Source organism: Campylobacter sp. CFSAN122748 (assembly GCF_045277125.1).
In the GTDB taxonomy this organism is placed as follows: Bacteria; Campylobacterota; Campylobacteria; order Campylobacterales; family Campylobacteraceae; genus Campylobacter_D; species Campylobacter_D jejuni.
Genome location: NZ_CP116953.1, coordinates 1184136 through 1197601, shown reverse-complemented (window position 1 = coordinate 1197601; position 13466 = coordinate 1184136). Strand labels below are relative to the sequence as shown.

Sequence of the window (13466 nt, the reverse complement as noted above, 5' to 3'; positions counted from 1 at the left end):
ATTTTTCCTTTAGAACTTTTTTGCTATTATACTATAAAATCAAATAAGGAAAGTCATGTTAGGTATAGATCTTGGTTCAAATACTTTAAGAGCAGTACAAATGGATGAAAAATTAAATAAATTAAAAGAATATGAATTTGTTATTGGGGCAGCGAAAAATCTAAATCAAAGTGGAGAAATTTCTAAAGAAGCCATACAAAGATTAAAAAATACTTTGAGTATTTTAGCTAAAGAGCAAGATTTAAGCAAAGCGAGAGCTGTAGCGACTGCAGCTTTTAGAAAGGCAAGCAATACAAATGAAATTTTTGCCCATTTAAAAAAAGAATTTGGGATTGATTTTAAGCTTATAGATGCCAAAAGTGAAGCTAAGATCAGTGTTTTAGGTATGCAATCAGGTTTAAGAAGGCTTAAAATTTGGGGAGAGTTTGCGTATTGTGATTTAGGAGGGGCTTCTTGTGAGCTTTCTTTTGGAAAAAGTTTTAAAAGTTTTGATTTTGGTATTATTAGTTTTTATGAAAAAAATTACCATTCTTATTATAAATCTTGTATTTCTTATAAAAAATTAATAAAAAAATATCCTAAATTTATCATAAATATTAAAGATAAAAAACTTAAAATCCATTTTTTAATTGCAAATCCCTATTTAAAGCATTTAGCTTTTAGGGCTTTTGATGAGGTGGCTATGATTAAAAAGGAACTTCGTTCTTTAGGAGTTAAAACGGTGGTTTTAAATTCCGGAGTTCCTACTACACTTAGCGCATTAAAACAAAATATAAGCTATGAAAAGTATGAAGCAAGTAGAGTAAATGGCAAAAAACTTTACCATAAGGATTTTTTAAATTATGCTATTAAACTTTTTCATATGGAAGAAAAAAAGGCTATAAAAGAAGTAGGCGCGATGAGAAAAAATTATTTGAGTGCAGGTTGTTTGCTGTTTTATGCTTTGTTTGATAAACATAAACTTCTAGTCATTGATGAGGGTTTAAGGGAGGGGGTTTGTTTAGCGAGTATGAAAAATATAAAATTTTAGTTTTTTTGAAATTCGAAAAAATGAAATTTTTCATCAAAATTAAAAAATAAAATTTTAGCTTGAGATAAAAAACTTTCGTAAGTTTTAATGTTTTTATTTTTTGTGTATTCTAATAAATCTTCAAAACCAAAATCCATTAAAGCAAGACTTTGTTTTTTAAAAGCTAAAGGTTTAAAATCATATTCTTTGATGAGTTTTTGAAGATGAGTAAAATTGACATTATAAGTTAGATCGCTTTTGCCGAAAAAATCTTTTAAAGATACTTCAAAAGGGCTAAAAACTTCGTGCTTTTGATAGATTCTTAAGCTAAAACTTTGTGGATTTAAAGTTCCATAGTCAAATCCCGCAAATATAAATCTCTCACAAGTTTGGTTTAAATCTTTAAAAAAATTTTCAAGCTCTAAACTGAGTTCACCTTTTTTAAGATTTAAAGCTTTGCATTTTGTGATTAAATTTTCATCCATATTTTTAAAAATAAGTTTAAAATTTTCTACAAATGCCATTTTATCATGATCTATAAGTTCGCAAGCAAAACTATCAAAAAGTTCATTGCAAAAGAAAAAAGCGTTCTTAAAATGGCATTCTTTAAGACTATTTTTGTGAGTAAATTCCACTCCTTCTAAAGTCTTTTTTTGTAAAGTTCTTAATTTTTCATGCGGTTCTATGACGAAAAAAGAAATTTGAGAAAAAATTTCAGGTCTTAATTCAAGCAAAGCGGCTAAAAAATCACGACTTAAATATCCTTCATTAGCGCCTATTTCTACAAGTTCTAAAGGGAGTTGTAAAATTTTTTTATCTATTAAATTTAAAAAATGCTTGGCTAAAAGTGTGCCAAAAAGATTTCCTACGCTTACAGCAGTAAAAAAATCTCCGTTTTTTCCTATACTTACAGCATTTTTATAATAGCTTTCATGGAGCCAAGCATGGAGAAAGTCACTAAATTTCATTGAAAAATAGCATTAAATTTGGATACAAAATCCAAAGGATCAACTTGTTTGCCTCCAGCTAAAATTCCAAAATGCAAATGTGGCCCACTTACCCTACCTGTAGCCCCACTAAGTCCTATAAGTTCACCTTTTTTTATCTTTTGTCCTATTTTAACATCGATTTTAGAAAGATGATAATATTGTGAATAAATTCCAAAACCATGATCAATGACTACTGAATTTCCTGCGAAATAACGATCTTTTGCAATTTTTACTATGCCTGAGTTGGCTGCATAAATAGGTGTTCCTGTGGCAGCTCTAAAGTCCGTTCCGCTATGATAACTTGCTACTTTTTCATTAAAAGTTCTTGCTTTGCCAAAATCACTTGTGATAAAAGAATTTAAAGGTATATTAAAAGCACCGTTAAATAAAGCTTTTGGAGTATAAGAACTATAAATCGCATTGGCTTCTTTTAATTCTTTAGTGATGCGTTCTTGTATGGTTTTTGGTGGAAAAATCTTTTTGTTTTCAACTTGCAATTTTTCACTTTTATAATTACCTTCTAAAGTTTTTATGAAAATTTCTTCTTTTTTATCTTTATAAAATGCGATAAGTTTTGTATTTTGCGGGGGATTTTTGTAAGGTAAGGAAAAAATAGCTAGAACTTTTTCTTGATTTTTAGGATGTGTAAAAGTGGGAATATTTTTACCATTATTTTTTAAAGATAAAAAATCTTTCTTATCTAGCTCCAAAAATAAAGCTTGACCTTTGATGAGTTCTAAATTTTGAGCTCCAAAAAGCCAAAGAGTAAGGCTTAAAAAAAGCCATAAGGCTTTCATAGGCTTAACTCTTTAAGATCGGCGATTTTTAAAAACTCCGCATAAATTTCATAAACCAAAGCTTGGCGATTATTTTTAAGTTTTTCATCTTCAGCATTAATCATCACTTGATTAAAAAACTCATCAATAAAAGGCTTAAGTGCAAAAAGATTTTCAAGTTTTTCTTGTAAAGAGTTGGCTTTAGTTTTTTCTTGAAAAGCTTTGTAAAGTTTACTTTCTGCTTCTTGAACAAAAAGACTTTCATCAACTTTATGAGGATTTTTAGTGGCGATATTGGCTAGTCTTTTAAAGGTTGCAAAATTTTCATTAAAATTATCTTTTTTGCTAAGTTTTATAAGAGCATTTACGCTTTGATTGATATGGATAAGATCTGTATTTTGTGAGCTTAAAACCGCTTTTACAAAAGAAGCATTGACTGTATAAAAAGTATAAAGTCTTTCAAAAATAAAATCTTTTAAAATTTGCATATCAAAGCTTTTATAATGATTTGAAAGTTTTTCTAATAAAATTTGGATATCAAATTCTTTATTTAAATTTAAAGCAATTTTAATGATCCCATTGGCAGCTCTTCTTAAGGCATAAGGATCCTTTGTTCCGCTTGGAATTTTTCCTATGCTAAAAAGTCCTATAAGGGTATCAAGCTTGTTTGCAAGGGCTACTATGCTTGAAAATTCTGTACTTGGAAGTGGAGCTTGTTCGGAATTAGGAAGATATTGTTCTTTGATGGCTAAGCAAATTTGATAATCTAAGCCCATTTTTTGCGCATAATAACTTCCCATAATGCCTTGCAAATCAGTAAATTCATAAACCATTTGTGTGGCTAAGTCTGCTTTGGCGTATTTTAGTGCTGTGCTGATATTTTCGATTTTATCATTATGGAGCATTTGACATAAAATTTCAGCAATTTTAATCTCTCTTAAACTTTTATCTTGCATTGTGCCTAAACCTTCAAGATAGGTCATTTTGGCAAGTTTTTCAGGTTTTAAGCCATTTTGTAAATCATTTTGATAAAAAAACATTGCATCGCTAAGTCTTGCACGCAAAACTCTTTCATTTCCATGTATGATTTTTGAATAATCCTTGCATACTGCATTACTTACTACTATAAAATGATTACTTAAGCCTTTATCGTTAAAAACTGCAAAATAACGTTGATTTTCTCTCATTGAAGTGATGATTACTTCGCTAGGAATTTCTAAAAATTCTTCTTCAAAACTTCCTAAAAGTGCATTAGGATATTCTGTGATAGCAACTACTTCAGCTAAAAGCTCTTCATCTTCTCCAATTTGTATATTTTTTTGACTTTCTATGAGTTTAAATTGCTCAAGTATTTTTTCCTTTCTTTTGATTGGATCAAGGATGATATAGTTTTTTTCTAGTAGTTCAAAATATTCTTTTGCATTGTTAAAATCTTGCAAATCATAACTTACGCTTCTGTGAATGAAAGTTTTTTTAGTACTTTTTACTCCATAGCTTTGAAAATTAACAAGTTCATCATTTAAAATGCAAGCTATAGAACGGATCGCACGGATGAATTCAAAAGAATTTGCACCCCAGCGCATACTTTTGCCAAAACTAAGACTTTTTAGAAATTTTTCTACCATTTCTCCTAAAATTTCTTGACTTTGCAAACCTTTAATAGCTTTTTGATGGTACAAAACTTCCTTGCCTTTGATTTCTTTAAAAGAGAGTTCATTTTCACTGATCCTTGCTTTTTGCAGGAAGCTTTGTCCCGCAGGAGTTAAAACTCCATCTTTATAAGCAACATTTTTAGGTGCTCCTATAAATTCAGCAAAGCTATCTTCTTGTTTGTCTGCAAAATTTTCATGAAAAAAAACTAAACGACGCGGAGTATAATAAAATTTAAAATCACTTACCAAGCGGTATTCTTCTAAAACATTGTTCCATTTTTTTTCTATATTAGCTAATTCTTTTAGCAAAGGAATAGCAGGTAATTCTTCTGTACCAATTTCTATTAATAATTCACTCATAATTTACTCTTTTTAAAATTTATTTCTAATTTTAACTAAAATTTCATTAAAAAACTTATAAATACTTTTGCAAAAAGCCTTTAAGTTCACTAGAGTTGCTAAATTCATTTTCTTTTAAATTTTTTTGATACCATTTGGCATGAAAATAAGGCAAATTAGCATTTTTAGCACATTCTTTATCTTTTTGACTATCTCCTATAAAAACGCTTGTTTTATATGGAGCCTCGCTTTTTAAAAGCTCTAGCATCATAGGATGAGGTTTGGGTTCTATGCCTAAACTTACGCCTAAAATTTTATCAAAATAAGGAATGATATCGTGTTTTTTAAGTATGTTTGAAAGTGAGCTTTGTGGGGCGTTAGTAGCAATAGCTAAAAAACAATTTTTGCTTTTTAAAAATTCTAAAAGTTCTTTTACTCCTTCAAAAAGCACCACGCTTTGTTCATAGTGCTTGACAAAATATTTTTCATAGCCTTCTTTAAAATTAGAATGATGGAAATTTTCTATATTATAAAGTTCTTTTGCCCAGTCAATATTGGGAGTATTGATGGTTTGCATAATGATTTCTCTTGAAAGTGGGGCTAGATTTAAATCCTGTCTTATTTCATTGACTGCACAAGAAATGGCATTTGCACTATCGATTAAAGTTCCATCCATATCAAAAAATACATTAATTATTCATAATCCTTTAAATAATTTTTATGTTTTTCTTTTTTCCCACCTTGTTTTTTTTGCTTATCTAAAGCATTGGCAAGATTTAAAAGCTCGTTTTTTTCTTTGGAAAAATCTAAACAAGCATTGACAAAAAATTCAAGATTTTTTGCATAGGTTGAGTTAAGATTTACCGCGGGATTTTTTTCAAAAAATTTAGCATTTTTTAACATTCTTTCTTCAAATTTAGTTTTATCAAAATCTTCTTTTTTAAGTGCAGATATAGCGCCATTGAAAAATTTTTCAAGATTTCTTAGGTATTTTACGCGTAAGGCTTTTTCTTCATTTTTTGTCAAAATTCTTCCTTAGGTATTTTTGTGAATGCGGCATTCTAGCGCTTCTTGAACTAAATTTCTAGCGATTACTTTTTCAGAGCGAATGATGCGTATATTTTCATCTATGCTAGAAAAAAGCATCTTTTTTAAAGTTCCATTTACATGAATGATGGTGTCTATAGGTTTTGGATAATTAGCTAGCACTTGACATAAAATTTCAAGTTTAGCTTCATTTGTAACTGTGATAATAGCTACGGCACATTCTTCTATATTGGCAATTTTTAAGGTTTCTTCTTGAGCAGCATTGGCAAAAACGACATTTTCACCTCGACTAACTCCAAGTTCTACTAAATTTAAATCACTTTCTAAAACAAGATAAGGTACGCCTGTGTTTTTGATTTTTTGTACGACTTCTTGTCCTAAGCGTCCGTAGCCAAAAACAACAAGATGATTTTTAAGCTTGATATTGCTGTCAATATTTTGCACAGCGTTGGTATTAAGTGCTATATCTTCTACAACATTGGTAATTTTTCTTATATTGTTTAAAATAAAAGGTGTGATAATCATGGTTAAAATAGAAACAACAATTAAAATTTGTGAAGTTTTGATATCAAGCATATTTTTTGCTTGTAAAAGAGAAAAAATTGCTAGGGCGAATTCGCCAATTTGAGCTATGGCAAAAGCTGTTTTAAGCGCTACTCTTTTTTTGGTGTAAAGAAATAAAAAGCCAAAAACTATGCCAAATTTTAAAGCCATTACAAGAAGGGTTAAAACTATGATTAAAAACCAATTTTGTGCCACTACATCAAGTTGAATTTGCATGCCTACAGTTATGAAAAAAAGCCCTAAAAGCAAATCTCTAAATGGGATCAAGTCCGCTTCTATTTTGTGTTTATATTTTGTTTCTGCTATCAAAGCACCTGCTATAAAAGCACCCAAAGAATAAGAAAATCCAAAATAATTTGCTAAAAAACTTGCTCCAATAACCATAAATAAAACAGTACTAATAAAAATTTCCTGAGAAGAAGTGTGGATAATGAGTCTAAAAATTCTATCCACTAGATATTTACCTATGAAAAATAATAAAGTGATTAAAATAAGTGCTGAAATTAAAGTGGTAAAAAGGAGTTTTTCTATGTTTTGATTGTTGGATGAAAAAATATCTACAAGCAAAAGCAAAGGAATAACGGCTATATCTTGAAAAAGCAAAATTCCCAATGCTTTTCTACCATATTGCTCATTGATATCGCCATTATCATTTAAAATTTTAAGCACCACTGCGGTTGAAGAAAGCGCTAGTGCAAAGCCTACTATAGTAGCGCTTTTATCTCCAAGTCCTAAAATTCCTATAGCAAGTAACATAAAAACAAAGCCACAAGTAAGCATCTGCAAAGAGCCGTTTAAAAAAACTTCTTGTTTCATTGCCATTAAATGCTTAAAAGAAAATTCAAGCCCTATGGTAAACATTAAAAATACTATACCAAATTCGGCTATATGGGTGATTTCGCCTTTGCCACTTAAATGATAAATTTCAGAAATGATTTCTCCAGCAGCTATATATCCAATGATAGTTGGAATTTCAAATTTTTTAAATATGACATTTAAAACTATAGCTATGGCAACGGTGATTAAAAAAATTTCTAAAAAATTATCCATTATTTTTTATTTTTTCTCATAAAAAATCAAATCAAAGCTATTTTTATGCTTAACAACGGCTTTACTAGCCGCTTCTTTATCTTGTTGTTTGCTTAATTCTAAGCGTAGTTCATCAATTAAATTTTCAAATTCGTGAAGTTGGTTTTTCAATTTTAAGATAACATCTACTCCAGCAAGATTGATTCCCATGTCTCTTGTTAAACGCAATATAAGTTTAATACGGTCAATATCTCTTTGAGAATAAAGTCTTATTTTGCCATCGGTTCTACTTGGCTCTATCAATCCTTCTCTTTCGTATTGCCTTAAGGTTTGTGGATGTATGCTTAAAACTTTAGCCACAACACTGATTAAATATACAGGTTCATCATAATGCTGTTCCATATTTTATTCCTTTCTTTAAGGTAATTTTTCTTTTAAGAGTTCTATAAATTTTTCATCAAGGGTATCTAAATTTGGCAAAACAACATTTAAAATCAAATACATATCCCCATAAATATCACTTTTTCTATTTTGCACACCATAACCTTTTAAACGAATTTTTTGGTTATTTTTTGAATTAGGCGTTATGTTAATTGTTGCTTCTTCCTTGCCTTCTTTGAGTGTTTTTATATTTATTTTTCCACCAAAAAGTGCAGTTTTTAAAGAAATATCAACCTTTTGATATAAATCATCATCTTCTCTTGTGTAAATAGGACTTTCTTCTATTTTTACAATAATGATTAAATCGCCTCTAGCTCCATTTCTGCTTTGTTTTCCTTTAGAGCGAATTCTTAGTTTCTCACCTTCTTTTATACCGTGTGGAATTTTAAATTTAATGGTTTCGCCTTGAAAATTAAAACTATGTTCCCCGCCTTTAACAGCTTTTTCGAAAGGAATGTGAAGCTCTAGATTGCTGTCTAAATTTTCTTCTTCAAAACCTCCAAATCCTCCAAAACCACTGCTAAAGCCTTTTGAAGAAAAGCCGTTAAAACCCCCTCTTGAGCGTCCACCAAAGCCTCCTCCAAAGAGATCTTTTAAAATATCGTCCAAATTTACCCCACCAGTATTTCTTGAAAAATCATGAAAACTTTGTCCACCAAACATAGAATCGCCGTATTGGTCATACTGAGCTCGTTTTTTTTCGTCACTTAAAATTTCATAAGCAGCATTAATTTCTTTAAATTTTTCTTCAGCACCTTTTTCTTTGTTGATATCAGGATGATATTTTCTAGCTAGGCGACGGTAAGCTTTTTTTATTTCATCTGCACTAGCGTTTTTGCTAACTCCAAGAGTTTCGTATAAACTATTCATGTTATATTTCCTTAAAAATTTTTACTTGATTATTATAGAGGATTAAATTATAACATAAACTTTAGCCTAAGTCAATCAAGTTTTATAAATTTTTATCACTCAAGGTTTTATTTACAATTTTGTAAATTTTCGGTTTTATACTATGAAGACAGTAAAATATTTTACGAGATAATTTATCTTTAAGAACAAAAGGAAATGAAATGAAAAAGATTTTTTTATCATTAAGTTTAGCAAGTGCTTTATTTGCTGCAAGTATTAATTTTAACGAATCGACTGCAACGGCTAATCGTGTGAATCCTGCTGCTGGAAATGCAGTGCTTTCTTATCATGATTCTATTAAAGATGCAAAAAAATCAGTGGTTAATATTTCCACCTCAAAAACTATTACAAGAGCAAATCGTCCAAGCCCTTTGGATGATTTTTTTAATGATCCTTATTTTAAACAATTTTTTGATTTTGATTTTCCTCAAAGAAAAGGAAAAAATGATAAAGAAGTGGTGAGTTCTTTGGGATCAGGGGTGATTATTTCAAAAGATGGTTATATAGTAACAAATAATCACGTTGTAGATGATGCTGATACGATTACAGTGAATTTACCAGGAAGCGACATAGAATATAAAGCAAAACTTATAGGTAAAGATCCAAAAACAGATTTGGCTGTTATAAAAATAGAGGCTAATAATCTTTCAGCTATTACTTTTACAAATTCTGATGATTTAATGGAAGGAGATGTTGTTTTTGCACTTGGAAATCCTTTTGGAGTTGGTTTTAGTGTTACAAGTGGGATAATATCTGCTTTAAATAAAGACAATATAGGTTTAAATCAATATGAAAATTTTATACAAACAGATGCTTCTATCAATCCAGGAAATTCAGGTGGAGCTTTGGTGGATAGTCGCGGATATTTAGTAGGTATTAATTCAGCTATTCTTTCTCGTGGTGGTGGAAATAACGGCATAGGTTTTGCCATACCTTCAAATATGGTTAAAGATATAGCTAAAAAACTTATTGAAAAAGGCAAGATTGATAGAGGATTTTTAGGTGTGACTATTTTAGCTTTGCAAGGTGATACTAAAAAAGCTTACAAAAATCAAGAAGGAGCTTTAATCACTGATGTTCAAAAAGGTTCAAGTGCTGATGAAGCAGGGCTTAAGCGTGGAGATTTAGTTACTAAAGTTAATGATAAGGTTATAAAAAGTCCTATTGATCTTAAAAATTATATAGGAACTTTAGAGATTGGTCAAAAAATTTCATTAAGTTACGAAAGAGATGGAGAAAATAAGCAAGCAAGTTTTATTCTTAAAGGTGAAAAAGAAAATCCTAAAGGCGTACAAAGCGATTTGATTGATGGTTTGAGTTTGAGAAATTTAGATCCAAGACTTAAGGATCGTTTGCAAATTCCAAAAGATGTTAATGGTGTTTTGGTTGATAGTGTTAAAGAAAAGAGCAAAGGAAAAAATTCTGGTTTCCAAGAGGGTGATATTATCATAGGTGTTGGACAAAGTGAAATTAAAAATTTAAAAGATTTAGAACAAGCTTTAAAACAAGTTAATAAAAAAGAATTTACCAAAGTTTGGGTATATCGCAATGGTTTTGCGACTTTGCTTGTGCTTAAATAAAAATAACGGAAGGATTTTCCTTTCGTTATAAATTTTAGTTTAAAATTAAAATTAAGTTTAAAATAAAGGAAAACTATGACAAATATTCTTATGATAGAAGATGATTTAGAATTAGCAGAAATTACAGCTGAATATTTGGAAAAATTTGATATGAAAGTTGATATAGCTCATGAACCTTATATAGGTCTTTCTAAGCTTGCATTAAAAGAATATCAGCTTATCATTTTAGACCTTTCTTTGCCAGGGCTTGATGGGCTTGAAGTGTGTGAAGAGATTCGTAAAAAGTATGATACGCCTATTATTGTTTCAAGCGCAAGACATGATATTACAGATAAGGTTAATGCTTTAGAGCTTGGAGCAGATGATTACCTACCAAAACCTTATAATCCAAAAGAATTACAAGCACGTATTAAAAGTCATTTAAGACGTATTTCAAATACAAAAAGCGCCATAGCAAAAAGTGTAAAAGATCTTGTTTATGATCAATATAAGCATATTATTACCATGAAAGGACAAGAGCTTACTTTAACTAATGCTGAATTTGATATTTTAAGCTATTTGATTAAAAAAGAGGGTGGAGTGGTAAGTCGTGAAGAGCTTGTTTATAATTGTTCTTCTATTAGTGAGGATTCTAGTAATAAAAGTATAGATGTTATTATCAGTAGAATTCGTCAAAAGATGGGAGATGATCCAAAAACTCCAAAATATATTCACTCTATACGTGGAATAGGTTATAAGCTTACTCAATGAATAAATCTTCGATTTTTTATACTATAACTTTTATTTTTATTTTTGCTGGGGTTAGTGTTATACTTGGCTTTTTGTGGCTTATAGAATACGATCAGCAAAATTATACTAGAGAATTAAACACAAAATATTCTTTGATAGCTAATGCAAGGCTCTTAAATTTTGCAGGAGTTATCAGTGAAAAAGAATTTGAAGAGCAGACAAAAAATTATAATAAAATGGATGAGATAACAGAAGCAAAGCAGATCCGTAAAATTCTTTTTAGAGGTGATGTTTTAGCTAGGGTTGAGGTTAACAATGGCTTAATCGAGATTATTTCTTATAATAGACAGGTGTATTTAAATATTATTTATGATGGAAAGGTTTATCTTTATAAGGATCAAGATTATCAAACCTATAGGTATTTTATTATCAAAGCTATAGCTGTAGCTGTGATTTGTATTCTTGTATTGCTTTATATTTATATATTTAAAAAATTAAAACCACTTAAAAGACTTAAAAAACAAATTGATAAATTTGCCCAAGGAAAGCTTGGTGATATAGAAGATGTAAGCACTGGGGTGGATGAAATTTCACAAGTAAGTGAAGCTTTTTATCAAGCTATTGTTCAAATTCGAAAGTTAAACCAATCTCGTCAGTTTTTTTTAAGAAATATTATGCATGAACTCAAAACTCCTATTACTAAAGGACTCTTAACTTTAGAAATGATAGAAGATAATAAATATAAAGAGCGCTTAAATGGGGTTTTTACTAGACTTGAAATTTTAATTAATGAATTTGCTGCTATTGAGCAAATTACTTCAGGGGCTGCTTTTATAAATAGAAAAAAATACAATATTTTAGATGTTTTAGATGAAGCCAAAGAAATTGCAATGCGAGATGATAGCAATATACGTATTTTTATGGAAGAAAGTTTTTTTGTAAATGTGGATTTTAAACTTTTTACTACGGCGATTAAAAATATGATAGATAATGGTATTAAACATTCTGAAGATGGGTTTGTGCAAATTGATATTATAGATGATTATATTTGTTTTAAAAATCGTGGTCCTGAGCTTAACAATACTTTAGAATACTATACTCAAGCTTTTACTCAAGGATCAAAACAAAAATCAAGTTTTGGATTAGGGCTTTATATTGTAAATACTATTTTAGAAACACATGGAATGAAGCTTGATTATTTATATGAAGATGGGGTAAATTTGTTTTATTTTAGAAATTTAAAAAGTGTTATTGTTAAGGAGTAAATTAATTTTTTTACATAAAAAATGCATTTTTGTGAAAAAACCCTTGACAAAGTTTTTTAATTTCACTATAATCACATTTTACTTTTAAATATTCCGGATTAGCTCAGCGGTAGAGTAGTCGGCTGTTAACCGATTGGTCGTAGGTTCGAATCCTACATCCGGAGCCACTTTTTTAACTCCATTTTTAATATTCATAAATGTATTTTAATATAAAAAATTAATAAGTCTTTATCACAAAAAAAATTGTGATAAAGTTTTTTATTTTGTTTGTTTAAGATTTTTGACAATTTTATCTATTTTTTTACTTGCCTTTTGATAATCCCCATCTTTAAGTTCTTCTAGGGCATTAACAGCAAAAGAAAAATCTTCAACTTCATTAAGATAAGCCTCTATAGCTTCTTTTACTATGGTTGATTTTGGTTTAGAAAGATTTTTACTTAAATTATCCAAACGCTCCTTAAGCTCTAAAGGCATTCTAAAAGAATAAGTTTTTACATTGCGTTTCATTTTATCCTCCTTAAGAATATTTTTTGTAAAATTTTATAGCTTGTTTACAAGTTTTACAAGTAAATTTATGACCTTGTAATTCTATTTTTTGATGAATGCTATAAGGAACATCGTGAATTTTACCAGGACAATTACAGGTATAAAGATAAAATTGTGGATGCTCATTATCTTCATCTTCTGCTGCTTCAAAGCTAACATCGCCACCATCATCTGTAGACAAAGAAGAACTTCTCCATTTTTCAACTTTCATGTCTTCATATAGTATGTGTTCTAAAAGCCACTTTTTAGCCACTATATAAAGTTTTTCTTTAAGATCATTGGTTGATTTGATATCTTTGATTAAATTAATCATGGTTTGGATGATTTCTTTATGTATTTTTCGATGTTCTTCTAAATTTGGATAGCCTATTAGCTGCATGTATTTTTCTTCATCATTAAAGTGATCTTTCATATAATTAAAAAATTCAGCCAAAAGTTCTTTGACTTCATTTTTACTTACAGATCTATCTGATACAACTTCAACTTTTGCAGCAAGTTTAAAAAGCTTTTTATGCTGCTCATCAATTTTAGCATTGTGCACACTATAGCTGTTATCCCATTTTGGAAGCATTTTAACTCCTTAAGGAAAAA

14 protein-coding genes and 1 tRNA gene are annotated in these 13466 nt (G+C 29.5%); 5 read left to right on the top strand and 10 right to left on the bottom strand.

The annotated features are described in order from the left end of the window. Window positions 1-55: 55 nt before the first annotated feature. On the top strand, window positions 56-1030 hold the full coding sequence (locus tag OT390_RS06305) for an exopolyphosphatase (RefSeq protein WP_002876796.1): 975 nt from the start codon (window positions 56-58) through the stop codon (window positions 1028-1030). Here OT390_RS06305 and OT390_RS06300 read toward each other — a convergent pair. The 8 genes from OT390_RS06300 to OT390_RS06265 are packed head-to-tail and all read right to left on the bottom strand — an operon-like array spanning window position 1027 to window position 8716. Then, complete coding sequence (locus OT390_RS06300) at window positions 1027-1977, bottom strand: SAM-dependent methyltransferase (protein WP_032586719.1); 951 nt, start codon at window positions 1975-1977, stop codon at window positions 1027-1029. The genes OT390_RS06305 and OT390_RS06300 overlap by 4 nt on opposite strands. Further along, window positions 1974-2795 carry a M23 family metallopeptidase gene (locus OT390_RS06295; protein WP_002860451.1) on the bottom strand — a complete coding sequence of 274 codons (822 nt, stop codon included), beginning with the start codon at window positions 2793-2795 and terminating at the stop codon, window positions 1974-1976. Before OT390_RS06295 ends, OT390_RS06300 begins: the two co-directional genes overlap by 4 nt. Beyond that, window positions 2792-4786, bottom strand: coding sequence for a glycine--tRNA ligase subunit beta (gene glyS / locus OT390_RS06290; protein WP_002858294.1), 1995 nt, complete (start codon window positions 4784-4786; stop codon window positions 2792-2794). The genes OT390_RS06295 and glyS overlap by 4 nt, the downstream gene beginning before the upstream one ends. A 55-nt stretch (window positions 4787-4841) precedes the next feature. After that, window positions 4842-5462, bottom strand: coding sequence for an HAD family hydrolase (locus OT390_RS06285; protein ID WP_002871670.1), 621 nt, complete (start codon window positions 5460-5462; stop codon window positions 4842-4844). Then, window positions 5459-5791 carry a hypothetical protein gene (locus OT390_RS06280; protein WP_002859298.1) on the bottom strand — a complete coding sequence of 111 codons (333 nt, stop codon included), beginning with the start codon at window positions 5789-5791 and terminating at the stop codon, window positions 5459-5461. The genes OT390_RS06285 and OT390_RS06280 overlap by 4 nt, the downstream gene beginning before the upstream one ends. 9 nt (window positions 5792-5800) lie before the next feature. Next, entirely contained in the window at window positions 5801-7426 is a 1626-nt protein-coding gene (locus tag OT390_RS06275; protein ID WP_002859297.1) for a cation:proton antiporter, read from the bottom strand. Between the two features lie 6 nt (window positions 7427-7432). Beyond that, complete coding sequence (hspR, locus tag OT390_RS06270) at window positions 7433-7807, bottom strand: heat shock transcriptional regulator HspR (protein ID WP_002853230.1); 375 nt, start codon at window positions 7805-7807, stop codon at window positions 7433-7435. A gap of 15 nt (window positions 7808-7822) precedes the next feature. Continuing rightward, on the bottom strand, window positions 7823-8716 hold the full coding sequence (locus OT390_RS06265; protein WP_002859296.1) for a DnaJ family protein: 894 nt from the start codon (window positions 8714-8716) through the stop codon (window positions 7823-7825). A gap of 200 nt (window positions 8717-8916) precedes the next feature. Here OT390_RS06265 and htrA point away from each other — a divergent pair, with 200 nt between their 5' ends. From htrA to OT390_RS06245, 4 genes are all read left to right on the top strand, one after another. Beyond that, window positions 8917-10335: a serine protease HtrA gene (htrA, locus tag OT390_RS06260; protein WP_002860448.1), complete on the top strand. Its 1419-nt coding sequence runs from the start codon at window positions 8917-8919 to the stop codon at window positions 10333-10335. Window positions 10336-10410: 75 nt separating this feature from the next. Continuing rightward, a complete protein-coding gene (locus tag OT390_RS06255) occupies window positions 10411-11085 on the top strand; it encodes a response regulator transcription factor (protein WP_002853196.1) in 675 nt (224 codons plus the stop codon). Further along, the gene (locus OT390_RS06250; protein WP_002853241.1) at window positions 11082-12329 is read left to right on the top strand and encodes an ArsS family sensor histidine kinase; all 1248 of its coding nucleotides are present in this window, start codon (window positions 11082-11084) and stop codon (window positions 12327-12329) included. Before OT390_RS06255 ends, OT390_RS06250 begins: the two co-directional genes overlap by 4 nt. A 92-nt stretch (window positions 12330-12421) precedes the next feature. After that, window positions 12422-12496 (top strand) — tRNA-Asn (locus tag OT390_RS06245). A gap of 91 nt (window positions 12497-12587) precedes the next feature. Here the strand turns inward: OT390_RS06245 and OT390_RS06240 are convergent. After that, on the bottom strand, window positions 12588-12836 hold the full coding sequence (locus tag OT390_RS06240) for a ribbon-helix-helix domain-containing protein (protein WP_002853192.1): 249 nt from the start codon (window positions 12834-12836) through the stop codon (window positions 12588-12590). 10 nt (window positions 12837-12846) lie between these two features. Then, a complete protein-coding gene (locus tag OT390_RS06235; RefSeq protein ID WP_002859294.1) occupies window positions 12847-13446 on the bottom strand; it encodes a bacteriohemerythrin in 600 nt (199 codons plus the stop codon). Between the last annotated feature and the right edge of the window lie 20 nt (window positions 13447-13466).